General features: G+C 37.9%; 23 protein-coding genes and 1 pseudogene. 16 read left to right on the plus strand and 8 right to left on the minus strand.

Features of this window, described 5'->3' with window-relative positions:
* Nucleotides 1-111: 111 nt before the first annotated feature.
* The 3 genes and pseudogenes from I3259_RS08310 to I3259_RS08320 all read left to right on the plus strand — a co-directional run bounded on the left by I3259_RS08310 (nt 112) and on the right by I3259_RS08320 (nt 2,707).
* The gene (locus I3259_RS08310) at nt 112-954 is read left to right on the plus strand and encodes a hypothetical protein (protein ID WP_238029192.1); all 843 of its coding nucleotides are present in this window, start codon (nt 112-114) and stop codon (nt 952-954) included.
* A 441-nt stretch (nt 955-1,395) separates the two neighbouring features.
* Nucleotides 1,396-2,428, plus strand: a pseudogene (locus I3259_RS08315) (ISAs1 family transposase).
* Between the two features lie 69 nt (nt 2,429-2,497).
* Entirely contained in the window at nt 2,498-2,707 is a 210-nt protein-coding gene (locus I3259_RS08320; RefSeq protein WP_238029193.1) for a hypothetical protein, read from the plus strand.
* A 63-nt stretch (nt 2,708-2,770) separates the two neighbouring features.
* Here the strand turns inward: I3259_RS08320 and I3259_RS08325 are convergent, their stop codons facing one another.
* Complete coding sequence (locus tag I3259_RS08325) at nt 2,771-3,805, minus strand: spermidine/putrescine ABC transporter substrate-binding protein (protein WP_238029194.1); 1,035 nt, start codon at nt 3,803-3,805, stop codon at nt 2,771-2,773.
* Nucleotides 3,806-3,989: 184 nt separating this feature from the next.
* Here I3259_RS08325 and I3259_RS08330 point away from each other — a divergent pair, with 184 nt between their 5' ends.
* Together I3259_RS08330 and I3259_RS08335 are read left to right on the plus strand one after the other, a co-directional pair.
* Nucleotides 3,990-5,270: an FAD-binding oxidoreductase gene (locus I3259_RS08330; protein WP_238029195.1), complete on the plus strand. Its 1,281-nt coding sequence runs from the start codon at nt 3,990-3,992 to the stop codon at nt 5,268-5,270.
* Nucleotides 5,271-5,392: 122 nt separating this feature from the next.
* Nucleotides 5,393-5,740 (plus strand): RidA family protein, encoded by a 348-nt coding sequence (locus I3259_RS08335; RefSeq protein ID WP_238029196.1) that lies wholly within the window; start codon nt 5,393-5,395, stop codon nt 5,738-5,740.
* A 99-nt stretch (nt 5,741-5,839) separates the two neighbouring features.
* On the opposite strand, the gene I3259_RS08340 is transcribed toward I3259_RS08335, so the two are convergent.
* On the minus strand, nt 5,840-7,330 hold the full coding sequence (locus tag I3259_RS08340) for a lactate dehydrogenase (protein ID WP_238029197.1): 1,491 nt from the start codon (nt 7,328-7,330) through the stop codon (nt 5,840-5,842).
* A gap of 298 nt (nt 7,331-7,628) precedes the next feature.
* The gene (gene deoD / locus I3259_RS08345; protein ID WP_238029198.1) at nt 7,629-8,339 is read right to left on the minus strand and encodes a purine-nucleoside phosphorylase; all 711 of its coding nucleotides are present in this window, start codon (nt 8,337-8,339) and stop codon (nt 7,629-7,631) included.
* Between the two features lie 294 nt (nt 8,340-8,633).
* On the opposite strand from deoD, the gene I3259_RS08350 reads away from it, so the two are divergent.
* The 5 genes from I3259_RS08350 (at nt 8,634) to I3259_RS08370 (ending at nt 12,871) form a co-directional block, all read left to right on the plus strand.
* A complete protein-coding gene (locus tag I3259_RS08350) occupies nt 8,634-8,840 on the plus strand; it encodes a DUF3283 family protein (RefSeq protein ID WP_238029199.1) in 207 nt (68 codons plus the stop codon).
* A gap of 142 nt (nt 8,841-8,982) precedes the next feature.
* Complete coding sequence (locus I3259_RS08355; protein ID WP_238029200.1) at nt 8,983-10,026, plus strand: glycosyltransferase family 4 protein; 1,044 nt, start codon at nt 8,983-8,985, stop codon at nt 10,024-10,026.
* A gap of 34 nt (nt 10,027-10,060) precedes the next feature.
* On the plus strand, nt 10,061-10,756 hold the full coding sequence (locus I3259_RS08360; RefSeq protein WP_238029201.1) for an acyltransferase: 696 nt from the start codon (nt 10,061-10,063) through the stop codon (nt 10,754-10,756).
* Nucleotides 10,753-12,027 (plus strand): glycosyltransferase, encoded by a 1,275-nt coding sequence (locus I3259_RS08365; RefSeq protein ID WP_238029202.1) that lies wholly within the window; start codon nt 10,753-10,755, stop codon nt 12,025-12,027. The genes I3259_RS08360 and I3259_RS08365 overlap by 4 nt, the downstream gene beginning before the upstream one ends.
* The gene (locus I3259_RS08370; RefSeq protein ID WP_238029203.1) at nt 11,987-12,871 is read left to right on the plus strand and encodes a phytanoyl-CoA dioxygenase family protein; all 885 of its coding nucleotides are present in this window, start codon (nt 11,987-11,989) and stop codon (nt 12,869-12,871) included. Before I3259_RS08365 ends, I3259_RS08370 begins: the two co-directional genes overlap by 41 nt.
* 3 nt (nt 12,872-12,874) lie before the next feature.
* Here I3259_RS08370 and I3259_RS08375 read toward each other — a convergent pair whose 3' ends face one another.
* The gene (locus I3259_RS08375; protein ID WP_238029204.1) at nt 12,875-13,369 is read right to left on the minus strand and encodes a copper chaperone PCu(A)C; all 495 of its coding nucleotides are present in this window, start codon (nt 13,367-13,369) and stop codon (nt 12,875-12,877) included.
* A 331-nt stretch (nt 13,370-13,700) separates the two neighbouring features.
* Here I3259_RS08375 and I3259_RS08380 point away from each other — a divergent pair, with 331 nt between their 5' ends.
* Complete coding sequence (locus tag I3259_RS08380; protein WP_238029205.1) at nt 13,701-14,045, plus strand: hypothetical protein; 345 nt, start codon at nt 13,701-13,703, stop codon at nt 14,043-14,045.
* A gap of 91 nt (nt 14,046-14,136) precedes the next feature.
* Here I3259_RS08380 and I3259_RS08385 read toward each other — a convergent pair whose 3' ends face one another.
* The 3 genes from I3259_RS08385 to I3259_RS08395 form a co-directional block, all read right to left on the minus strand.
* Nucleotides 14,137-15,531 (minus strand): YadA-like family protein, encoded by a 1,395-nt coding sequence (locus I3259_RS08385; RefSeq protein WP_238029206.1) that lies wholly within the window; start codon nt 15,529-15,531, stop codon nt 14,137-14,139.
* Nucleotides 15,532-15,698: 167 nt separating this feature from the next.
* Entirely contained in the window at nt 15,699-15,938 is a 240-nt protein-coding gene (locus I3259_RS08390) for a hypothetical protein (protein ID WP_346015693.1), read from the minus strand.
* 33 nt (nt 15,939-15,971) lie between these two features.
* The gene (locus tag I3259_RS08395; RefSeq protein ID WP_005366349.1) at nt 15,972-16,301 is read right to left on the minus strand and encodes a multidrug efflux SMR transporter; all 330 of its coding nucleotides are present in this window, start codon (nt 16,299-16,301) and stop codon (nt 15,972-15,974) included.
* A gap of 186 nt (nt 16,302-16,487) precedes the next feature.
* Here I3259_RS08395 and I3259_RS08400 point away from each other — a divergent pair, with 186 nt between their 5' ends.
* From I3259_RS08400 to I3259_RS08420, 5 genes are all read left to right on the plus strand, one after another.
* Nucleotides 16,488-17,426 (plus strand): LysR family transcriptional regulator, encoded by a 939-nt coding sequence (locus tag I3259_RS08400; protein WP_238029208.1) that lies wholly within the window; start codon nt 16,488-16,490, stop codon nt 17,424-17,426.
* Nucleotides 17,427-17,532: 106 nt separating this feature from the next.
* On the plus strand, nt 17,533-17,913 hold the full coding sequence (locus tag I3259_RS08405; RefSeq protein WP_238029209.1) for an STAS/SEC14 domain-containing protein: 381 nt from the start codon (nt 17,533-17,535) through the stop codon (nt 17,911-17,913).
* Between the two features lie 189 nt (nt 17,914-18,102).
* Entirely contained in the window at nt 18,103-18,861 is a 759-nt protein-coding gene (locus I3259_RS08410) for an outer membrane beta-barrel protein (RefSeq protein ID WP_238029210.1), read from the plus strand.
* A gap of 157 nt (nt 18,862-19,018) precedes the next feature.
* On the plus strand, nt 19,019-19,897 hold the full coding sequence (locus tag I3259_RS08415; RefSeq protein WP_238029211.1) for a 6-carboxytetrahydropterin synthase: 879 nt from the start codon (nt 19,019-19,021) through the stop codon (nt 19,895-19,897).
* A gap of 213 nt (nt 19,898-20,110) precedes the next feature.
* On the plus strand, nt 20,111-22,486 hold the full coding sequence (locus I3259_RS08420) for an ATP-binding protein (RefSeq protein ID WP_238029212.1): 2,376 nt from the start codon (nt 20,111-20,113) through the stop codon (nt 22,484-22,486).
* 107 nt (nt 22,487-22,593) lie between these two features.
* Here the strand turns inward: I3259_RS08420 and putP are convergent, their stop codons facing one another.
* Nucleotides 22,594-24,081, minus strand: coding sequence for a sodium/proline symporter PutP (gene putP / locus I3259_RS08425; protein ID WP_238029213.1), 1,488 nt, complete (start codon nt 24,079-24,081; stop codon nt 22,594-22,596).
* Nucleotides 24,082-24,240 lie beyond the last annotated feature (159 nt).

Consider the following 24,240-nt stretch of genomic DNA (forward strand, 5'->3'; position numbering starts at 1 on the left):
GAAACAGATCAATAAAAACCAAATAAATATATATAGTGGTAATAATATTTTCCTAGATCTGTAAGATTCACATCGATTTATCGTTCTTTAACAAATTTAAGATGGCTAGGTATGTTATTAAATAAAAAAATATTTTTTTTGATTATTATCATTTTTTCAAAATGTATATTTGCACAAGATATTTCAAATAAAGAAAATTTTGAAGGGTATTCATATTTCACCGTGGGTTCAGAAACTGTCTCATATAAAGAAAAATTTGGTGATATAGAATCTGACGTTGATGTTACAAGTATGATTATTAATACTGGTGGATTATACGTTATAAATAAAATGTTTGATTTTTCAATTGATGCATTAGCAACATTCTCTCCTCAAATAGGAGATGAAATATGGACTAGGGCAGGAAATAACATTCAAAAAAATAAATTTGAATATACTAGAGCATCTACAAATGTTCAGTTACAATATAAATATAAACCGGAGATTAGGTTTTTACTCGGTCCTTCATTTTCGTATCAGGTATATAAACGTTATAATGTAACTGCTTTGGATGAACTTGTTAATGAAATAAATGGTGTCGTTGAGGAAAATACTACAGATTTATTTATTGATGCTGGTATATCTTATGAAAGTAATCCTGTTAGAAATACCCAATGGCGTTATAGTGCAAAAGCATTAATAGGATACTCAGTTTGGAACGAATCGAGAAATACAATTTTTGACGGAGTTAAATTTTCACCTTCTGGTTATCGATATTCTCTTAGTGCTAATGCTTCTTATGAAATATTCACAGGTGTTCACACTGGATTATATGCAGCATATCACTATGATAAACGTAATAAAGATGGTGGGAAAAGGTTTATTGCTAAAAATGGTGATAAATATGATGTTACATTACCTGAGGCTGATACAACTAATATTACAGTCGGGCTTCAAGTAATCTGGAACTTATAATTACCTGATTACCACTGAGATTCAGCAGAAGTTAATAATTTCTCTGGTATCGGTGGTGATTTTGGTTTGTTGGATATATTTAGATCGAAATCGATTTCGAAAATCATAAAGATTGAAGAATATTTTTATCAATTGCTTGATACATCCTTTTTTAGTGGTCAAGTAAACTGTGCACCTTTATAGGTGTTTAAATTAAGCGGCGGCTTCCATCACCATTAGCGATAAATAGTTGTTATAACTATTTATCGCTTAGTGTTGTAATGCTGCAATATATATTTGAGCGTGTTCCTTTCCGCTTCTTCATAATTGTTATAGCACTCTTTGGGCATCCACTCCGTTTTGAAACTTCTAAACAATCGTTCCATTGGGGTATTATCGGGGTGGGATCACACTTTGTTAACTAATGTGATCTAATAGCACTAAATTCTTAAGAACATTGTAATTTTTAATCTTATTGAACACTTATCTGTCGTTGAAGATACACGATTCGATATCAACTAGAAACACGACCTTGTTGACGTTATGTTCCTTGTGATTAGCGGTATCGCATCAGGATGCGAAGGATGTCAAGATATTGAATTATTTGATAAAATAAAGCTATATTGGTTGAGTCAATACAGACCATTCAAGTATTGTATTCCTCTTAGGCGTGCAATGGCCCGAATTTTTCGTTCAGGTGTCGCAGAATCTTTGCTAGAGGTATTAGCCCTCTTGGTTAACGAACAACGCACGAGTCAAAACAAGACGATCATCGCATTCGATGGAAAAGTGCTGTGCGGCTCATACCGAAATGACAAAAACAGCGTTTCAATTTGTCACTGCCGACGATACTGAACGTGGTCTTGTTCTGAGTCAAAAGCTGACTGAAAACAAGAATGGCGAGATCAACGTTGTACGTCAAATGCTTGATGTTATTAATGTGAAAGACAGTGTCATCACCATTGACGCCCTGCATTGTCAGCACGATACGTTGGAAAAAATTGCAGAAAAAAATACTTACGTTGTTGTTTAAGTGAAGAATAATCAGCCCAAATTAAGAGCGGCTGTTGTTGACCAATTTCAAGCTATATTTGATGCAGGTAAAGAAAAAATAATCACCGAAATCAAAGAGAAGTACCATGGTCGCAGCGAAGAACGATACGTATTCCAGTTAAAAGTCAAGTTACCCGAAGAGCTTATTAAAAAATGACCAACGGTGCGAAGCATCATTGCGGTGGAACGGCACCGAGTGATCAATGGTAAAGGTAGCATAGACACCTCACACTACATAAGCTCTATGTCGCCGAATCACAAATTGTTAGGCCACTATATTCATCAATATTGGCGTATTGAAACAGCCAACATTACGTGTTAGATGTTGTTTTTAAAGAGAATAGCTCACGGATAACGCTAGATGCAGTAAAAAATATAGCGTTGTTTAGACGCTTTGTGATGAACATATCAAAGCAACTGTGGTGCGCCAAGCCAAAAATGAAGTTAAAAAACTGGTTGGAACGAAAATTATCGGGCCCGAGTCTTCTTTGGGTTATAAATCAATCAAAGTGTGCTCGCGCCCTGTATTAATGATAAAGGTACTTTAGAGCTAGAGTGGGCAGTCAATGGTGATAGAAAAATTATCACATTAACAGATGTGAATATACGTTATGACGTCGATGATGTAGATTACGTTTCACTTGAGGCTGTTACTCTTGAAATTAATAGTTACGACGAGCAATATTTTAATATGATCACAACAGCTATTGAATTTAAATAATAGCTTTTAGGTGTTCATTAAAGCAAAAGGGCAATAACAAATCGTGTTATTGCCCTTTAATTTTTAACTCTTCAATAATTGCCAGTATTTTTGGTAAATATTGACTGCACTACCAACATCATTAGTAAACTCACCTTTATTTACTTCCTCATCTGTTGGGAAGATCATCGGATCGTTTTGTAATTCTTTTGGTAAGAATGACTTTGCTTGCTTATTTGGTGCAGGGAAACCTAGCTCTTCAACTAATTTTGCTTGATTTTCTGGACGCATAAAGAAATCAATAAACTTAAAGGCTAAATCTTTATTTACACTGCCTTCTGGCACAATAAAGTTATCCATCCACAGAATTGATCCTTCTTTTGGATAAACAAATTTTAGCTCTGGCATTTCTTGTTTTGCTAAATAAGCATTACCGTTCCATTGCATACCGAGCATTGCTTCACCTGTCACATAAGGGACATGTGGTGCGTCTGAGTTATAGACGACTACGTTAGGACGTAAGTCGCGCAGTTTCTCGTATGCTTGTTTAATTTCAGCTTCGTTAGTGCTGTTAATGCTATGGCCCTGTGCTTTTAATGCCATACCAAATACATCACGAACATCGTCTAATAGCATGACTTGACGTTGGAAATCACTATTCCATAAATCGTTCCAGCCAGTTACCTGATCATTTTTGATGCTATCAGAGTTGTAAGAAATGCCAGTTACACCCCAAACGTAAGGCAGTGAGTAATCATTTTTAGGATCAAATTGTTGACCTAATAAACCAGGATAGACATCTTTTAAATGATGTATTTTTGTTTTATCTATCTTGGCTAACATGCCTTCACGTGCCATTTTTTCGATAAAGTACGTTGAAGCAAAAACAACATCATAGCCCTTGTTATCAAGTAGCTTTAATTTGGTGTACATCGCTTCGTTATTATCGAAAGTCGAGTAGTTAACGGTGACATTATATTCTTTCTCAAATGCTTGAATTACATCTGTTGGCATATATTCAGCCCAGTTGTAAATATTAAGCACAGCATCATTTGCCGAAACATTAAATGCTGAAAGTGCGAATGCTAGTGTTGTCACCCCTTTAAAAACTTTTTTCATTTCTATTTCCCTAAATGACCAGGTAAGTCAGTGAGTAGCGGATAATAGAGTTAACATTAAGCATGTCAAAGTTAATTGGTGTGATATATGACCGTTATCACAGTAATAAATTCCTTGTTGTTACATTGATAGCGTGACATTATCCGCGCGATTTTTTCTCTGTTCTTATCTATAGGCAATTGGAATGTCCATGCGTAGTCAATATATTGATAGTTATTACCAAGCAACAATTAATGCATTACCTGAGCAACCAGAACTCGAACAACAGATAGAAGCTGATGTGTGTATTATTGGTGGTGGTATGACAGGTTTGAATGCTGCCATCGAATTACGTCAGAAAGGTTTTTCGGTTGTTGTTCTTGAATCTCAGCGTTTAGCATGGGGGGGATCTGGCCGTAATGGTGGGCAGTGTCTCGTTGGTTACTGTTTGGGGCTACGTGAAGTCGATGAGACCTATGGCCCTGAATGGGGAAAACAGTTATGGGATCTCTCTTGCGAGGCGGTTGATATTACCCGCGAGCGTATTGAAACATTCAACATCGACTGTGATTTTCAACAAGGCTATATCGAACTGGCATTGAAAAAGAGCCAAGAAGAAGAATTAAAATCGTGGTATGACTTAAAACAGACTCGTTATGATTACCCAAGTGCAAGCTGGTGGGAAAAAGATCAAATTCAGCAAGTAGCGCATACCGATCGCTATCTTGGTGGCTTATTTGATTCAAACAGTGCCCACATGCATCCACTGAATTACACCTTAGGTTTAGCCTGTGCTGCAATGTCGCTAGGCGCATCGGTATTTGAAAATACGCCAGCAACGAAGATTGATAAAGGCAATCCACATATTATTCATACGCCAAAAGGTCGTGTAAAAGCCAAACAAGTGCTATTAGCGTGTAATGCCTATTTAGATGGCCTGAACCGTAAAGCTCAAAGTGTAGTCTTGCCAGTTGCTTCATACATTGCTGTGACCGAACAGTTAGGTGATAGTCAGCCTATTTCCAATATGATGGCAATGTCAGACTTAAATAATAGCCTTGATTATTATCGTCCAACCCCTGATGGTCGTATTTTGTTTGGTGGTGTAAACCATCCATTTAATGGTGAATACAGTGATTCAGCGGAGCGCTTACGTCAACGTATGATCACGGTATTCCCACAGTTAAAAGATGTAAAAATGGAATACCACTGGGGTGGCTTATTTGCAGTAACGCGTTCTTACATGCCACAGATTGATCACTTAGGTGATGATATTTATGTTGCTCACGGCTACACAGGGCATGGTGTTGGTTTAACCAATATTGCAGGTAAAGTCATAGCAGAAGCAATGTCTGGTACAGCAGAGCGTTTTGATGTGTTTGCTAAGATCAAGCATGGCTGGATCCCAACACCAGAAGTGCTACGTAAACCGGCATTAGCAATGGCTATTTGGAAAGCACGTTTAGAAGATTCACTTGGACGTTGATTGAAATTTACGTTGTAAAGCGTCATTAATTGCAAAAATATTTTTATTTTTACGTATTAATGACGTTTTTTATGCTAAAAAAGTTACACTAGTAACAGATTCATTAGCGAATAGGAAAAATCATGATTGAACGTTTAGAAACAGGTGCTCGTATGAGCCGTATTGTTAAGCATAATGGTACGATTTACTTATGTGGTCAAGTGTGTGCGGATGCAACGAAAGATATTACAGAGCAAACACAAACTATGTTAGATAAAGTTGAAGCGTTATTGTTACAAGCGGGCAGTGATAAAGAGCATATGTTATCTGCAACGATTTATATTAAAGACATGAGTCTATTTGCTGAGATGAATGCAGTGTGGGATAACTGGGTTCCTGAAGGTCATGCACCTGCACGTGCTTGTGTAGAAGCGAGTATGGCACGTGATGCTTTATTGGTTGAAATCTCAGTAGTTGCTGCTGAAAAGTAACAAATAATTTTGATAGAAGGCACTGAAATTAAAAGTGTTGAACTAGGCTCAATAGACGCTCATCAAGGATGACAATATTGAGCTTTTTTATATCGATTATTAGCTAAGTAACTGCTCTAATGTTATCGGTGAAGAAGCAAGACCTAATCGTTGTGCGGGCGTTAAGCTAAATTTATCTTGGTGACAAAGATTATGCCAAGCACGGTAAATATCAAGTAGTGGTAGCAATCCGGCAGGACGAAGTTTACGCCTTGGCTCGTTGATCAACTGGCTAAATTGATCATGAAAACGGTTTTGGTAAGAGGAAATAGCACGATATGTCGCGTGTTCTAACCATTGTTTATCTTTTGATGTTTCTCCTCCTAGGTGGCATATTCCTTTACTGGTATTATCTAAATGAGTAAAAGCCCACCTATCTTGCCACCAACCCAACAGTACAATATCTACAGTTACAGGTTTATCCCCGTGTTGCCATAAATCGCCTTCAATAACATAAACAGGATCAATCCGTTTGTTTTTGATGTGCTCGATAAAAACAGAGACACAGGCTGAACGAAGCAGGGTTTCTTGAGGCATGAAGACTGCGAGATAATCACTATGTTGAAACATCTGCTTTAAATAGAGATAGTGGCTATACACAGTATACTGAGGGTAGATCAATGTTCCTTTAGCTGGGTAATTAATGATCCTTCCATCTGATAATGGATTTTCCATATTCGAACGAGAAAAAATTTTCCGATAGGTTGTATCGACTTGCGCCAAAATCCCTTGTGGGATAAACGTATCTATGAGCGTTGGGTGTAGTGCTGGCATAGCCATATAACGCGCAGTATCTTGATAAGCATCGTGACGTATTTGTGCTGTTTTAATATTATCTTGGTGGTAGTTGATATGTTGTGCTACGACATAGCCTGATTGTGCTTCTGCACTGGCAACCCATAGTACACCGTTCATACTTTTCTCTTGCAACGCTTTTATATTGGAAGCAAGTTGTACTTTATGTTGGTGCTTAAATAAACGTTCATCAAACAGAGCAAGTTGGCGACGACACCGTGCTGCTATATGGCTCAATTGGTCATAAAACGTCTTTGGATTTATCTCTAAACGACGACAAATATCTCTTACTGGATAACCGGTAAATAATAACCCGAAGAGTTTTTGTTGCAGAGTATGTTTATTATTCGCGCCAGACCAACGATCGACAAATGTTTGTTCACAGGCTTTACAGCGATAGCGTTGTCTATCGCCACTAAAACCAAATGCGTGATACAAATGTCTGTGGGTAAGTGCTGAGAAATGCTTATTTTCACAGGCGCTATTAGTACACTTTGGCAGATCGCCATTTTGTTGTTCTTGGTAACGTGTCGCCTCTTCAACAACATCTTTATTATTTAATAAAGGCGGGAAGGCACCGCATTCACGACATACAAGGGTTGGACGGTTTTTGTTTGCCTGTTGTAGCACATAATGTTGAGGGTTATGCGAACCAAAATTCTTACAACTCAATGTCTTACAGTGATTAAACTGGTGACCATTAAAGGCTAAAGGTAACTGCTCAATGGGGTTTGCTGTTGTAAGAGATGTCGACATAATCAAACCTTATTTTGAGAGATCTTAAAAATGAGTATAAATATATTTTTAAGCTTGTTACTAGGTAGGTGTAGGATTTGTGAGAAGGGGCTGAGTAAATAGCACTCAGCACAGTTAGAGAACAATACGTTTCAATAATATGTTACCTATGATTGTGTAAGACGCCACATTTTACATTATCGAGCTGGTTTCTATTAATTGAAGGTATTGATTAAACTAACATCCCTTTAGTTTTTATCTTTATATAAAAATAAGCGGTCGACATCTCGGGGAAGAATGCCTTCCGCTTATGAGGTATTTATAAAGAAATAGCTGTTTCTAGCGCGATATTCATCATTTCATTAAATGACTTTTGACGATCTTCTGCACTGAGTTTTTCACCACGTTTGATATGATCAGAGACCGTTAAAATAGTCAGCGCTTTTGCACCGAGCTCTGCTGCTACGCCGTAAATTCCAGCCGCCTCCATATCTACACCAAGAATGCCGAGTTTTTCCATTTTATCGAAAAGATCGCTTTCTGGGCTATAGAATAGATCAGCTGAAAAAACATTACCGACACGCACCGGTACGTTCTGTGATCGAGCCTGATTTACTGCTGTTTCTAATAAGTGATAATCCGCAATTGCTGCAAAGTCATGATTTGAAAAACGAATACGGTTTACTTTTGAATCTGTTGAGGCACCCATACCGATGATAACATCCATTAGCTTTACATCATCATGCACAGCGCCACAGCTACCAATACGGATAATATTCTTAACACCAAAGTCTTTGATTAATTCATGAACATAAATAGAGCATGAGGGGATCCCCATTCCATGGCCCATGACAGAAATACGTTGACCTTTATAGGTGCCGGTGTAGCCATACATACTACGTACGTCACAAACACGCTTAACATCATCTAGGTAAGTTTCAGCAATAAACTGAGCACGTAGAGGGTCACCAGGCATTAGCACTGCTTCTGCAAAATCGCCAAACTCTGCGTTAATATGTGGGGTAGCCATATATTGCTCCTAGATTTTAATAATTAACAAAGGTTATTGTTGTGTTTCAATGGAAATAGTTTATGAGAGCAGAATGATTATTCTCGCGATCAATATCACATAATTTAGGCTGTTTTAGATAAAATAGTAAGTTGTTTACCAAATATGTTGAAAAAGAGAGGGGGACCACTTTTTTTAATGGTTAAATACGCAAATCTTATAATAAGAAAACGCAACTGATTATGATGTTTGGCTATTCTGATCACTTATGTTTTTAGGTAAGATAAACCCATATAATTTAAGCGAGAATAATTCATGTATAACCTTACGTTACTGTCTGATGGTGAAAGAACACGTATTGAACTAGATAAGCAGGCAGCTTATACCGTATGGAAAGTAAAAAACGGTAAGGTTGGTTATGAAGCCTTTGCTGAACTCATTAACAATATTGACGATGATGATGAGCGTGATTTCTGTGATAAATCAGTGAGTAAATATAAACATCAAATGGGTGTTAATTAACGATGTAGTGTTATTTCCGTCGGTATTTGGCTACTGTAATGGTAGCCGTTTGTTTTTCTTTCGCGAAATTTCTCTTTTTTAAGAATAGAATAATATATTCTCAGATATGCTTTAAAGACTACCGTTTTATCGTGAGAAAAAGATGAAAAACATAGTCTTAATTTGTGATATTGACGTAAAAAAAGGTAGTAGCTTTTTTGATTTTTTAATTCAGTTACCTGAGCCGAATAGACACTTCATTTTATTAGCACGATCTATTTCAGAAGATGCTTATTCTACTTTAAAATCAAAAGATTACACATATTCTTCTTTTGCTAATTTCATTCAACTGTTTGTTTTACTCTTACGTTATCGTCCACATCTGATTCATTTTCACTTTTATGGTATTGGACATATTTATACATTCATTGCTCGGATGTTTTGTTCCAAAATTGTGCTCACAATGCATAATTCTCCCCCAAGGCATGTTGAGATAACGGGATGGCGTCGATGGAAGCAATCAGTTCTCGGTATTCCTCTTGTTCGTCTTTGTGCCATTTCTCCTTTTATTCTGCAATGGTTACAAACCTTTGTGCCTCAAAATAAAATTATACTGATAAATAATGGTATAAATTTATCTCGATTTAACTTTGAAAAAATGCCGGCTATTACTAATAAATTACGCTGTTTTTATGTCGGAAGTTTAACTCATGAAAAAGGTATTCATTATTTATTGGCTTTATTTTCGCATCCTGATGTAGCGGCAATTGCTCAATTAGATATTTATGGTGATGGAAAGTTAGAGCAGCAAGTAAAACATGCAGCGGAAGGTGAAAAAGCGATTAATTATCATGGTCGTTCAACCCAGATAGAACGAGAACTACGTCACGCGCATGTTGTGTTAATGCCTTCTTGTTGGCAGGAAGCTTTTGGTTATGTTGCGGTGGAAGCGATGGCTGTTGGTCGACCGGTTATTGCTGAATCTATTGGTGGTTTAGCTGAAATTTTTATCGATAAAAAGCAAGGCTGGTATGTCTATTTTGAGCAGACAGATCAGGTACAAAAATTGCTAAAGTTACTTTATAACAAGAATAATTTGTTAGACGAAATCAGTGTTGCAGCTCGAGAAAGAGTAGAACGAGAATACGATCTAACAAGACAAATTTTACAAACTCACGCTATGTATACATCTTTGCTAGAAAGATAAGGGTGTAGTCGATAAGCCGTTAAGGTGGTGATTAATGTTAATAACACATCAAATTCGAGCTTATATCAAACAGCAAGAAACACCATTTAGTCGGTTTTTATATCGGGTTGCAAAATGGTTTGTTCATGGGCAACTTCCTGATTTAGCATGGATTTATCGGCCTATTTATGTTGTTTATCGCCTAGTGAGTTTTGCTTTTCAGCGCCTATTGAATATTTTCTTATATCTTCCTATGTTGCAGGCGCGCTTAGAACACTACAGTCCAGGGTTAAGCTTAGAAAATGGATTTCCATTAATCCAAGGACCAATAAAAATTTATATTGGCAATAATACTTGTTTAAACGGTGCCTTGAGTATTCATGGTCACCCTGATAGTGGTCAATGTGAAATAAGAATTGGTGAGAATTGTTATATTGGTTGGCAAACTGGGATCTCAGTAGGAAAAAAAGTACTAATTGGCGATAACGTTATGATTGCAGGTAGAACAAGTATCAATGCGCATAGCGGACATAGTCCGGGACTAGATAAATATAAGCCACCAATGATGGCTGATTTAGTCATTGAAGATGATGTATGGATCTGTACAGGTGTCAATATTGTAAAGCCAGTCACTATTGGTCGTGGTTCAGTTGTTGCATCAGGATGTGTTGTTACCAAAGATGTGCCACCGAATGTATTGTTTGCAGGTAATCCTGGGAAAGTTATTAGAACGTTAAGGGGAAATGAATGAATATATTTTATTTTAGTTATTTTTCCCCTCCATTATTAAATGTTGGTGCAAACAGAAGTCGACGATTTAGTGAGGCTTTAACATCTTTAGGTCATCGAGTTGTGGTTTTTCGTGAAGCACGACACCATCGATTTGTTGATGTTGATGTTGATGTTGATGTTGATAATACAGGATGTCTTGCAGATATTATTCCTGTATCTTCATGGAATATTGATTGGTGCTGGAAATGGCCAACAATCATCCATAAGCAATGTTATCGGTTAAGGCATCGGCGTTCACCAGAAAGGGACGGTGATATTGCTAAATGTTATTGGTTAATTGATATGCACTGGGGGTGGATATTTCCTTCTCTTTATGATGCATGGAAAAGGAGTAAATCGATAAAACCCGATGTGATTGTTGTTTCTTGTCCTCCTTTTAGTAGTGCTTTAACGGGTATGTTACTTTCGAAATGGCTCAACGTTCCGTTGGTATTAGATTTTCGTGATGCTTGGTCACAAGCCAGTTATTTTGTCGATGAAAGTACCGTTAAATGTGAACAAAAAATGATGTCTCAAGCGAGTGCCTTGATGGTAACGTCCTCGGCTGATTATCATAATTACCAATCTTTATATCCTTTACACTGTATTCGTTATATCCCAAATAGTTATGATCGAGTCCTTGATCATGTTTCCGATAATCATAAGGTGCTAACTCTTGGTTATAGTGGAACTTGGGATGGTTTTAGGCGAAGTGCAGAAGGATTATTTCGCCAATTATCACAGTGTGATTTCCCTATTCGATTTATTAATATTGGTGATGCTCAGCATGAGCTGAGACAGCTCATTGAACAATATCAACTAGTCGATGTCGTTGAATTAATTGATTCTCAACCGAAAGAAAAATTACATGATATTTTATCGCAATGTGATGTGTTATTTATCCAAAAAGGGAGGCCAGATAAAGGTAAAGCTGATACTCATTTAGCGACTAAAGCAATAGATTATGTCGCGAGTGGCAAGCCTATTCTAGCTGAGTTACCTGACGGTGAAACATTAGACTTTTTAAGGCGACATGCCACACAACTTTATGAAGTTTCAACCGATAATCCTATTATTTACTTACAGCAACTAAGTCAGTTGCACCAGTTGTTTGAAAATAACCAATTAACTATCAATAAACCTTCTTCTGATTTTTACTACCAATATGGTCGTGAGAAATTAGCGTCTGATTTTATTCAGGTATTAACGGATGTCACAACTTCTAGATTTGCTGAACGAGTTAAAACATAACGGTGTTGTTGTACTGCCCGAATGCATAACGAAAGAAGAGTTAATGAAAATGCAAGAGAGCTTTCAATCTCAATTGGAACGTCCTGCTTTTAACTCATGGGCAGGCTATGCACAAACGGATAGAAAGCGATTAATGGTTGAACAACTATTAACACTCGATCATCATTTTTGCCAGCTACCATTAATGCCACTAATTAATAGTCTTATTGTTGGATATTTAGGAAACGATATATGTTTGCAAGAAGCGAAAGGATGGCAAAGTTTACCGTTTAAAGACAATTTCCACCCATTACATCGTGATGAGTGGTATTGCACTGAATATTATCAATCAAAGATTATTCCAAGATCGTTAAAATTAGGCTGTTATCTTGATGATGTAGAGTCAGGAGCATTTGCATTTGTCGCTGGTTCTCATCGGCATCAGTACCAGGGGCAAGTTGGGGAATTGTTCCATCAATCAACTGAAGATTATGAATTAACGAAGGTAATTGGTAAGGCTGGAACGTTATTTATATTTGATCCCGAGTGTTTACATCAGCAAAGTTATCCAAATTTGACAGCAAGAAATGCATTGTTCTATCACTTTTTTTCTCCTTCTGTTGTGTTGTCGAAGAATTTTACACAGTGGGGACGTTTTCAACGTTTATTAATAGAATCGAGTTTTTTATCGGGATTAAATCATCAGCAATTATCATTTTTAGGTTGTGCTCGGCAATCTAGCGATGATATTCCTGATGTGCAGCACTTTATGAATTTAAGCAAACCGTTAAATATGGTGGTGCGCTCCTTAAATGAAGCGCACTACTGGTTTGAAAAAGTAAAAGTGAAATTTTTTAATCAATAATGATTAATGGTGGTGAGTCATTTTTTCGTTATTCATATCATCAGGTATAAATGTCGCGGACTCGACATTAACGTTAACGGTTATATTTCCTGCATGCTTAAATTGCAGTGTCAAAGGGAAAGACTCACCAAGTTTTGGTACTTGTTTTAAATCGAAAAACATAATGTGGAAGCTACTCGGTTGTAATTGAGTGATGCCATCTGCTTTTACATCGATACTTTCTATTTGGCGCATTTTCATCATACCATCTTGGTGTAAATGAGTATGTAACTCAGTCTTTCCAGCTATTGGAGAACGAGCAGCAATAAGCTGATCATTCTTCGTACTATGATTATTGATTGTTAAAAATGCAGCAGCAACAGAGGAGCTTTCCGGTACTTCTTTTGACCATGCAGAGCTAACTTCAATCTCAGCTTGTTTGTTGTTTGCTGCAATCGAGGTTGATGCCAATAATACAGAAACAATAAATAGCGTTGTTTGCAAAAGTGTATTTTTCATATGCAAGTCCTTTGTATTGATGAAAATACTATTAGTAATCAATGATATGATAGGAACCATATCAATCTATCATTGCAGAGTATTGGACACTAAAAGTATCGTTACAGTATTGCAAGTATGCATAGATATTGTCGAATAGTAATAAAAACCAATTATATGAATATCACAGTTAATCGTTATTAAATAACGTATTTATTGCATAAAAACATCGTATGTAACGATAAAATATCTGATAGTAAATGAAAGTTACATCATTATTTATCGACTGGGTATGCTTATTAGGCTGTTATTTAGTATCATTAGCGTAGTAATTGATTGAATGGTGAACAAAGTGAAAACAACAGATTTTTCGACAGTAGATGATGATAACGGTGATGTTATGCTTTCAATGCGTGCTGAACAACGTCCCCAGTCTATAAAAAAATCGTCGTTAACCAACTCATCCAGTAAATCTGGTGTAGCAACAAGATCTAAGCGTTTAACTGATTGTCCTGCTTGCGAAGGTACTGTATCTCGTCGCGCGCATTTTTGTCCTCATTGTGGAGAACCTGACCCTTCTCGACATATGCAACGTTCACAGTGGGTATCTCGAGTGATTTGGACTGCAATCATTGCGGCGGGTTGTTGGTATGCGTATGTAGAGTTATTCCCTTGGGTTATGGAGCGAATGAAGTAATCCACTTAGTATAAAAAAACCGACAAGAATGTCGGTTTTTTTATACGTAGCGTTTGAATAACTAAGTTCATAATGAGGGAAATAGTTCCAATTAGTTAAAACCAAATGTCATACCTGCAGCAACACCCATATTATGATTAGAGTTATATGATGTATCTAGCGTCATAATAGTATCAGATGAAGTATTAATTTTAGCTGCTAATGCAATAGCGTCTTGATCACCATAGTAACCAAGCCCCATACCAATATTATATTTACGGTTTGGTTTTACTGTAATGGCTGCCATTGCCATAGCAGACGCAACCCCCGCATCTTCTCTATGTTTTAAACCTTCTAATTTGTCATTAAAAGTGGTTGATAGCTGATTAACGCGTTGATCTGTATAGTTATTAGCACTCTGCAATGTTTGCTGCGACTTTTCATCTGTATACTGTTTCGAACGGTTGTAATATTCGAGCACATGGGTATTGGTGTAGTTCACTGACTCTTGATGTAAGTGACTAATATTATATGCGTTTGTATGAATTCCTGTGCTATTTATAGCAATATTGTGATCGTTATTAACGATAGCTGTTTTGTTGTTATTAACACTGGTTGTATTTTGTCTTATATTACTGCTGTTATCTGCTATTTCTGTTTTATTGGTAGTAATGGCTTCGCTATTGTTAGTAATATGATTAGCATTATCACTAATACTTGTTTTGTTCTTTGTAATTGATTGTGTATTTTGGTGGATATTAACTATATTGGTTTTTATATCATTAGCATTGTGATTAATGTCATTGGTGTTATTGCTAATATTTTCGCTATTGTGGCTTATTTCACCTTGTAAGGTGTCTTTTGCCTTAGTTAATTGGCTAACATTGACGGCATCTGTAGCATTAATACCAGCGGTAACATTAGTAAGACGACGTGTCAGATCTGTTTCTGTTACTTGTACTTTCCCGTTAACTACGTTCTGCTTGTAAATTTTACCACCAAAACTTACTGTGTTTTTTTCTTCTGCTTTGCTGTTACTACCAATTGCAATACTGTTATTTGTCGCATAAGCCTTAGTGCCGATAGCAAGCCCATTATTCGCATAAGCTTGAGTACCAATAGCAACGCCATGATTGAGTGAGTTAGAGCTGGTACCAATAGCCTCTGAACTATCTTTTGCATGACTATAATCACCAACGGCTAGAGAGTAATTACCAACATCGACAGCAGAACCTAGTCCAACATTATGAGATCCCGTAATCGTTGGCCCTGTACCAACAACTGTATTTTGATACTGATTATTTGCTAATGATGAATTGGTTGATTGATCAATAATAATATTGGTATTACTACTCGAATGATTAGTACTCGTATCATTTTTTAAAATAGGTTGAGTTATATTCTGATGTAGTTCTGCATATTCTCTATTATTGTCAATTGCAGCATGAACATTACAAGCTATCAGTAATGGTGATATGTAAAATAGTCGCATTATTGGTCGATTCATTATTTTTTTAACCCAGCCATGAACGTTTACTGAACAGTAGCGCCAAAAAAATGGCAGGTAAATGTGAGATGCTGCAATAATAGAAATCAACAATAGAGTTATAAAAAAGTAATTATGAGAACATCGTCACTAATATTTTTATTAGTGACGATTTAGGAAAGGAATTATTAATGTGTTTTTTGCATGCCGCGAGTTTGATTCATTGTTCTAGAGCCTGAAGTACCGTAGGTATTAATGTCGTATCGATTTGGCGAGTATCCGATTCGAGATCGGTAACGGCGATCAAGCTCTGATAAATTAATACCGTAGTTTTGATTTAATTGTTTAATAACAACATTGATCTCTTTTTGAGAACTATTTTTATTACGTAAGTAGTAGTATAAATTTTCTGCACGTTGTTGGTTCATCATAACCTCTCATAATGGCTATATATGGGATGCTTAGTGGTGGTGAGAAACACCCGCTAAATTAATTACAGCAACACCTACTGCAATAATCGCCATCCCAATCCATACTTTAATATCGATGTGTTGTTTATAAATAACACTTGAAAGTACTGTAACAAGAGCGATAGCAAGACCTGTCCACGATGCATGGACAACACCTACTGGAATATTTTTCATTGCTTGAGCTAGAAACAGAAAGGCTGTGATATGGCCGAGAATAACAACGGCACTAGGTAGTGGATTGGTAAAACTATCTGTCGCTTTTAATGCAACATGTGATGTAGCTTCAGCTAAAACACCTAATAAAAGAAATAACCAACTCACAATCACACTCCAATCTAATTCGTAAATGAGTCTGTATTATAATTATTTCATTTGTGATGATAATTGCATCAATATGGAAATTACTTTTACCACTAAGTAATAATCATTGTTCTTATAGGAATTATGACGGTATAGGTAGGTTCTGCAGTAAACTATTAAGGACTTAAAAATAGATAGGTAATTGTAGTGCTTCAAGATCGCGCCGGACGAATGACAATATTTCACACTCTTGTAAAAAGTGGCAATTTCACTATTGCTGCGCATAAACTCGGGGTATCAACATCGCATGTGAGTAAACAGCTGGGTTTATTAGAAGCAGAGTTGCAGGTGAAGTTAGTGCAGCGAACAACACGGAGCTTTACTTTAACTGATGAAGGTATTGAATATGCTAAATATTGTGAGCAGTTAGTCTCAGCGGTTTTAGATGCTGATGCGATGATGGCAAATATACGCGATGAAGTCTCAGGTACTTTACGTTTAGGCTTATCTCAATCTTTTGGCACCATGCATATTATTCCTGCAATAGAGCATCTTCGCCGACAATTCCCAGATCTTCATGTTGAAGTGAGCTTATTTGATCATCGTGCAAATATGGTAGAAGAAGGACTGGATTTATGGATCACCAATATTGAAAATATTCCTGAAGGTTATGTAGCACAACGGCTGGCTGATACGCGTTTTATTGTTGCGGCATCTCCTGAATACCTTATTCACCACCCAGCACCTAATCATCCTAGTGATTTGCAGGAGCATAACTGCTTGGTGTATCAAAATAGGCAGGTAAATCACGGTACCTGGTCATTTATACGCGATCAAGAAGGTTTATGTGTCACGGTGTCTGGAAACTATCGGGTTGATTTAGCAGAAGCGGTTCGTGATGCATGTGTGTCAGGTTGGGGGATTGCGTATCTGGCAACTTATCTTTTAACGGATGAGTTTAAAACAGGCAAGCTTATTCAATTGCTCAATGATTGGGAAGCCAATCAAGGAATGCATTTTTATGCGGTGTACCCAAGCCGTAAACATTTGCCTAAAAAGATCGTCGCTGCAATTAGTTTTTTTAAGCAATATATTGGTGAAACGCCATACTGGGATAAAAATCTCTCGAATTATGTCAACCTGTAACCATGCAGAGTAATCTTGCACCATTGTCACTATCGTAAAATTGGTTCTGTTATAAAGTCTTATCAAAATAACAATAACGTTAAATACTGATCGAGGAGATAATGAAATGACAAACTCTCATGGCATTAAAATCGAAATTGATAACAACGGTGATGAATTTTTCGTTGAGTTAAAAGCAACAGGTAAATTAACTCATCAAGATTATCAGCTAATTACGCCTGAAATTGATGATGCGTTAGCCGCTGTCGATAAACCCATTGTCGATGTGTATTTTGACGGTACTGAGTGCGATGGCTGGGATATACATGCGGCTTGGGATGATTTAAAACTCGGCTTAAAGCATGGTAAGCAATTTCGCAAAGTAGCGTTATATGGCAATAAGCATTGGCAAGAACTTGGCGCAAAAGTGGGTAATTGGTTTTTATCCGGTGAAGTACGTTATTTTGATAACTCAATCGATGCATTAAATTGGTTGAAAGAAGAATAATTGCAGCAAAATATTGTAAGTGGTGCGTAGAATATTGGCACCACTTATTACTTTGTTAATTTCATAACAAGATCGAGTTTTGTTTTCGTTTCAGTATATAATCACACCACTATTGGAATGATTATAAGTTTTAGCCCTTCGTAGGCTTAACGCTTAAATACACTGAAACAGGATGAAACAGATCGGTTTATGAATAAGACATTGCTTGCTAGCGTATTACTTAGTGCTCTTTTCTCTTCAACAACTTTTGCCGCAGAAGAATTATCAACAGAAAATTCAGCTTATACACCGAGTGAGCCGCTAGTTTTAGAGCCTGTGGTTGCCACACCTGAAAATGGCTTGTCGGCAATTGAAGATGAAGTGCCAAAATTTGATGACACAATGCACTATTTCGTGGGGCTAACAGGTGGAATGGCTGACATGAGTTTTTCTCTCATTCATGCAACGTCTGCAGCTGATAAGTTGTCATTCTCTTCTCCTGACGCAAGCGGTTTTGCTGGCGCTGATATTGGTTTTTATACTGCTGGCGGTAAAGGACGAATTTACTACAGCTATCAGAAAATGAGTGGTGAATCTGAGTTTGATAATAAAAAGATCGCCGATACTGACGTAACTCTTCATTTATTAAGTGCTGATTATATATTCCTAGCAGATAAAGCGATTAACCCATTTGTGGGTGCGCATGTGGGTTATATGACATCTGAAACAACCAGCGAAAAATACGGTTCTTATAAACAATCGAACCCTGTGCTTGGTGTTCAAGCGGGTGTTGCTTGGCGAATTTCCGACCATTTCACGACAGAAATTGGTGCCCGTCACACCGCAAGCCAACGTAAAGAGCAAACTGATTGGGCTGGTTCAAAAGGTGAGGATATCGTATATCCAAATACTCAATCTGATCTAAAGAGTATTACAACGTTCTACATGTCAGCGAACTATCGTTTCTAGATCTTTTTAATGACTGATATTAATGAGAGCAGTGATGATAATCATCACTGCTTTTTTATATCCAAGTGTTTACTGATTTTGCTTGTTTACTCATTGCGTCAGCAGCGTATAATGCATTCCCCTAGAAACGACAACCATTATCAATAAGGACTTCACTTTGAAGCTATTTGTCAGAGATCTCACTGTAATTGATGCGTCATACCTATGTACCGATCGCGGTATGGTTGGCGAAAGTTGGATTCTTGATGTGGTGATGTCGGGCGAGTTAAATGAAATGAGCATGGTGCTTGATTTCAGTCGTGTTAAGAAACAGATCAAACAATTAGTTGATCAATATGTCGATCACCGTTTAATTGTGCCTGCTAAATCTCCAGCAATTCACACTGCCGCGACTATAACGGGCTATACGACTGTCGATCTTCTGCGTGAAGACAAAAATATTCACTTACATTGTCCAGAGCAAGCATTCTGCTTTATTGATGCAGAGACAGTGACGATTGAAAGTGTGACTGAGCATGTTTATCAAGTACTTAAAGACAATCTACCTGAGAATGTGCAAGGTCTTGAAGTAGTACTTCGCCACGAAGTCATTCAAGGTGCTTTTTATCATTACAGCCACGGTTTGAAAAAACATGATGGTAACTGTCAACGCATTGCACACGGTCACCGTTCTCCGATTGAGCTCATTGTTAATGGCGAGCGTAATGCTGAATTAGAGAAGCAATGGGCGAAGCGTTGGCAAGATATTTACTTAGGCTCAGAAGAAGATGTATGCAGTGTTAGCGAACTGAATTTAAGTGAGTGTGCTAAATCGGTATCGGACGAAACCCATTATGGTTTCCGCTACACCGCACCACAAGGTGAATTTGAACTGGCCATTGCTCGTTCAGAAACAGAAATGTTGGCTACTGATACCACTGTTGAATTACTTGCTAACTATATTGCTGAAAAGGTTAAACCAAGTTTATCTGCTGCTGATTGCCTTGATGTTGTTGCCTACGAAGGGGTAGGTAAAGGAGCAATGGCAACGTTGTAATCGCGTTACATTACGCAATATAAAAGAAGCCTAACTTGCTGAGTATTACTATATTAAACGTGATACTAGCGATGTTAGGCTTTTTTGTGCCTAAATTTTCAGCGCTAAACATTAAAAAATGAGACTAACGCCACTTTTTGTAGCTTAACTCTCTAAAAAATCAATATTTTATTAGTAGACTGAAGGTAGACGTCGTAACGAGAGGGATCGATTATGTCAGTTAAACCTCTAACCAGTGACAAGCTGTATCGCGTATCAGCGCTAAACGAATTGAGTGATGAGTGTAAGTCAACCAAACACCTTACACCATTAGATGAAATAGTAGGACAAGAGCGAGCACAACAAGCGGTTGAGTTTGCGATGTCGATTAAGGAAAAAGGTTACAATATCTATGCGATAGGTCGTAATGGATTAGGTAAACGCACCATGGTGATGCGTTACTTAAATCGTCACGATCCTAATGGTAACGCCAATACATTGTATGACTGGTGTTATGTTTCGAACTTTGATGATACCCGTTGCCCTAAGGTGCTAAAGCTACCTGCAGGTCAAGGAAGTGCATTTAAAAAAGATATTGAACAGCTCATGAAACGCTTAGTGAAAGCATTTCCAATGGCATTTGATAATGAGCTTTATATTAGCCGAGCTGAAAAGTTAAAAACACAATTAGCGCAGAAACAAGAAAATGCGTTAATGACAATGAAAAAAGGCGCAGAAGAGCGAGGTGTTGGCTTAACTATTACTACTCAAGGTGATTATCAGCTGGTGGCGATGAATGGTGAAGAGCCGCATACCGAAGATTCATTTGCCGAATTAAGTGATAAAGAACAACAAACGTTTGAAGAAACGATCAATGATCTTGAAGTTGAGCTACGTGGTATTGTTCGTCAGTTAACGGAATGGGAAGAAAAGTACTCGGATAAGCAGCAAAAGCTTGATGAGGATATTGCCAAAGATGTGACTGCACATTGTATTAAAGATCTGAAAGCGAAATACAGTAAGCTGCCTGAGATTAAAGCTTACTTATCAGCAATGTATAACGACATTCTAGAAAATATTGATATTTTCTTAGAAGAAAGTGAAGAGCAAGTCGCATTAGCTTATGCATCTTTAGACAAGAAAATGCCACGTCGCTACCAAATCAATGTACTTGTTCATCAAGATGTTGAGCGTAAGTTTCCTGTTGAGGTTGAAGAGAGTCCAAACTACCACTCCATTTTTGGTTATGTTGAAAATGCAACTTTCAAAGGAACCGTCTTTACTGATTTCTCTTTGATCCGTGCTGGTAGTTTACATCGCGCTAATGGTGGCGTGTTAATGATGGATGCGGTAAAAGTTTTAGAGCGCCCTTATGTTTGGGATGGTTTAAAACGTGCACTGCGTGCGCAAAAGTTGAATTTAAGTTCACTTGAGCGTGAAGTGACGTTGTCTGGCACCATTTCATTAGAGCCTGAGCCGATCCCATTGAATGTAAAATTGATTTTGTTTGGTGATTATCAAACCTATCAGTTACTACAAAACTACGATCCAGAGTTTAAAGAGCTATTTCGTGTCACGGCAGATTTTGAAGATGATATGCCGCGAACAGATACCTCTGAAGAGCAATATGCTCGCTTTATTGCCAGCATCGTTCATGATGGCGATATGCTCCATTGTGATCGGAAAGCGATTGCAAGGATCATTGAATACAGCTCACGCCAAGCAGATGATCAGCATAAGCTGTCATTACATTCTGCTGATATTGCGAATTTACTGCGTGAGACTAATTACGTTGCGAAATCATCTAACGCTACCATGATCCGCAGTAGTCATGTTGAGCAAGCATTACAAAATCAAGAGCAGCGTGTGAGTCGGTTAAAAGATCACGTAATGCAAAGCTTTGTAACAGGAACTACTCTCATAGATGTTGATCACCAAGCTATTGGACAGGTCAATGCATTATCTGTGATAGCAACGTCTGATTATCGATTTGGGGCACCAAGCCGAATAACCGCAACGACAGCGTACGGTAGCGGTGAGGTGTTTGATATTGAACGTAGTGCAGAGTTGGGTGGAAGTATTCACTCGAAAGGTGTGATGATTCTCTCGGCATATCTAGCATCCGTATTTGGTAAAACAGCGAAGATCCCATTAACAACACACCTCACTTTTGAGCAATCTTACGGTGGCGTGGATGGAGACAGTGCTTCAATGGCTGAAGTGTGTGCGATTGTTTCGGCTTTCTCTGGTTTACCGCTACGTCAGGATATCGCCATTACTGGTTCGATGAACCAATTTGGTGAAGCGCAGCCGATTGGCGGGGTGAATGAGAAGATTGAAGGTTTCTTTGATGTGTGTGCGATCAAAGGAAGAACCGCTAATCAAGGGGTGATCATTCCACAATCTAACGTACATAACTTAATGTTACGCAAAGATATTGTAGAAGCAGTAGAAAAAGGTGAGTTCCATATTTGGGCGATTGATCATGTTTCTCAAGCCATTGAGATCTTCACCGGTAAACAAACGGGGACGGATGCAGAGCAAGGCATATATCCAAATGATACTGTCTTTGGTATTGCGCAAACTAAGCTAAATGCATTAAGGCGATAATGACCTTATCTCTTGTTTCCGCTTATAAATATTAAATAAAAGCCGCATATATTGACTCTGTTGAGTTGAATATATGCGGTTTTTTTATCGCGAAAAATTCCTTTTGATTATTTCAGTGGTTCTAATTTGAGTTTTTCACAATGTTCATTCACTTCATCGAAATGACGAAGTGTCTTTTCACTCGGTTGTTCACCTTTAAGGCTGACAATAACCAGTGCAGCTGATGACAAAATAAAGGCAGGTATGATTTCATAGACGCTAAATAAGGTTGAGTTCGGCCAAGCAGCATGTGCAGCTATCCAAGCAATAACGACTCCTGCACCTACAACCATACATGCGATAGCACCGTGGGCGCTACAACGACGCCAAAATAGCGAGAATAATACAACAGGTCCAAACGCAGCACCCATGCCAGCCCAAGCGTGTCCAACAATAGATAAAATCGTGCTTTGTGGGTTACTCGCAAAAATCATCGCAACTAAAGATACCGCCACTACAGATAAACGTCCAAGGACAACTTGTGATTTCTCGCTCAGTTTGATGTCGAAAAAGTGAGTGATATCTTCAGTTATCGCACTTGACGAGGCTAATAACTGAGCCGCAACAGAACTCATTACGGCAGACAATACAGCGGCAATAAGGATTGCAGCGATCCATGTTGGGAATAAGCCTTTCGCAAGCTCTAAGAATATCATTTCATTATCAAAGTGATGAGCAGCGCCTGAATAGTACATTGCGCCAGTAATACCAACTGCAAATGCGCCCACTAAAGAGACAATCATCCAACTCATACAAATTTTACGAGCAATGCTCATACCTTTGACATCCCCAATTGCCATAAAGCGAACAAGAATGTGTGGTTGCCCAAAGTAACCTAATCCCCATGCCAGTAATGAGAACACGCCAATAGCGCTCGTATTTTCACTAATAACGGAAAAGTAATGGGTCGGTAATATATCAGGTGCAATGGCTGGATCCAGGTTATACCAAGTTACGATTGGCGTAATGATAAGCGCAAAGAGCATCAGTGAACCTTGGAAAAAATCAACCCAGTTAACGGCTAAGAATCCACCTATCGCGGTATAAACCATTAAGAATATGGCTCCAATCCAAACAGCGGTAGTGTAAGGAATATCAAATAAAGTTTGAATTAAGAAAGCACCACTAACAAAACCCGCAGCAGCATAAAGAGTAAAGAATGTGAGTATAACGACAGCAGTCATAAAGCGAAGGGTGCGGTTACCACTACCAAATCGCGTGTCAAAATAAGAGGGAATAGTTATCGCATCGCCGACGTTTTCGGTATAAATACGTAACTTTCTTGCGACAAAGCGCCAGTTTAACCATGCGCCAATGGTTAAACCAATAGGTAACCAAATTTGATCTAAGCCTGAAACAAAAACTGCACCGGGAAGGCCGAGTAATAGCCAACCACTCATATCTGATGCACCAGCACCGAGTGCAGTCACACCTGGGCTTAAACTACGGCCACCAAGTACATAATCTGAATTACCTTCCGTCTTTCTTGCTGCGAAAATACCTATAGCAAAAATAATGCAAAAATAGATCGCGAGAACGACATAATAAGTAAACATTGAATTTCCTGTATTGCTTTACCTGTAAAGCCAGCCAATTAATTGGTTTGGGTGTTAGGAGTACAAGTACATTTATTTTTTGTTTTATTTAGATAGCTCAGAAATAATTATTTCATAGTTTTCGAATCTGACTAACCCGTATAGGCACTGTAATAAAGT

It is taken from the genome of Photobacterium sp. Ph5 (assembly GCF_022129445.1).
Classification (GTDB): Bacteria; Pseudomonadota; Gammaproteobacteria; order Enterobacterales; family Vibrionaceae; genus Photobacterium.

What these genes read in the sequence shown, in the direction of transcription:
- I3259_RS08350 (WP_238029199.1), top strand. Translation starts at nt 8,634, where the DNA reads ATGTATAACCTTACGTTACTGTCTGATGGTGAAAGAACACGTATTGAA.
- I3259_RS08330 (WP_238029195.1), top strand. Translation starts at nt 3,990, where the DNA reads ATGTCCATGCGTAGTCAATATATTGATAGTTATTACCAAGCAACAATT.
- I3259_RS08310 (WP_238029192.1), top strand. Translation starts at nt 112, where the DNA reads ATGTTATTAAATAAAAAAATATTTTTTTTGATTATTATCATTTTTTCA.
- I3259_RS08355 (WP_238029200.1), top strand. Translation starts at nt 8,983, where the DNA reads ATGAAAAACATAGTCTTAATTTGTGATATTGACGTAAAAAAAGGTAGT.
- I3259_RS08335 (WP_238029196.1), top strand. Translation starts at nt 5,393, where the DNA reads ATGATTGAACGTTTAGAAACAGGTGCTCGTATGAGCCGTATTGTTAAG.
- I3259_RS08385 (WP_238029206.1), bottom strand. Translation starts at nt 15,531, where the DNA reads ATGAATCGACCAATAATGCGACTATTTTACATATCACCATTACTGATA.
- deoD (WP_238029198.1), bottom strand. Translation starts at nt 8,339, where the DNA reads ATGGCTACCCCACATATTAACGCAGAGTTTGGCGATTTTGCAGAAGCA.
- I3259_RS08360 (WP_238029201.1), top strand. Translation starts at nt 10,061, where the DNA reads ATGTTAATAACACATCAAATTCGAGCTTATATCAAACAGCAAGAAACA.
- I3259_RS08420 (WP_238029212.1), top strand. Translation starts at nt 20,111, where the DNA reads ATGTCAGTTAAACCTCTAACCAGTGACAAGCTGTATCGCGTATCAGCG.
- putP (WP_238029213.1), bottom strand. Translation starts at nt 24,081, where the DNA reads ATGTTTACTTATTATGTCGTTCTCGCGATCTATTTTTGCATTATTTTT.
- I3259_RS08325 (WP_238029194.1), bottom strand. Translation starts at nt 3,805, where the DNA reads ATGAAAAAAGTTTTTAAAGGGGTGACAACACTAGCATTCGCACTTTCA.
- I3259_RS08405 (WP_238029209.1), top strand. Translation starts at nt 17,533, where the DNA reads ATGACAAACTCTCATGGCATTAAAATCGAAATTGATAACAACGGTGAT.
- I3259_RS08390 (WP_346015693.1), bottom strand. Translation starts at nt 15,938, where the DNA reads ATGAACCAACAACGTGCAGAAAATTTATACTACTACTTACGTAATAAA.
- I3259_RS08365 (WP_238029202.1), top strand. Translation starts at nt 10,753, where the DNA reads ATGAATATATTTTATTTTAGTTATTTTTCCCCTCCATTATTAAATGTT.
- I3259_RS08375 (WP_238029204.1), bottom strand. Translation starts at nt 13,369, where the DNA reads ATGAAAAATACACTTTTGCAAACAACGCTATTTATTGTTTCTGTATTA.
- I3259_RS08340 (WP_238029197.1), bottom strand. Translation starts at nt 7,330, where the DNA reads ATGTCGACATCTCTTACAACAGCAAACCCCATTGAGCAGTTACCTTTA.
- I3259_RS08410 (WP_238029210.1), top strand. Translation starts at nt 18,103, where the DNA reads ATGAATAAGACATTGCTTGCTAGCGTATTACTTAGTGCTCTTTTCTCT.
- I3259_RS08370 (WP_238029203.1), top strand. Translation starts at nt 11,987, where the DNA reads ATGTCACAACTTCTAGATTTGCTGAACGAGTTAAAACATAACGGTGTT.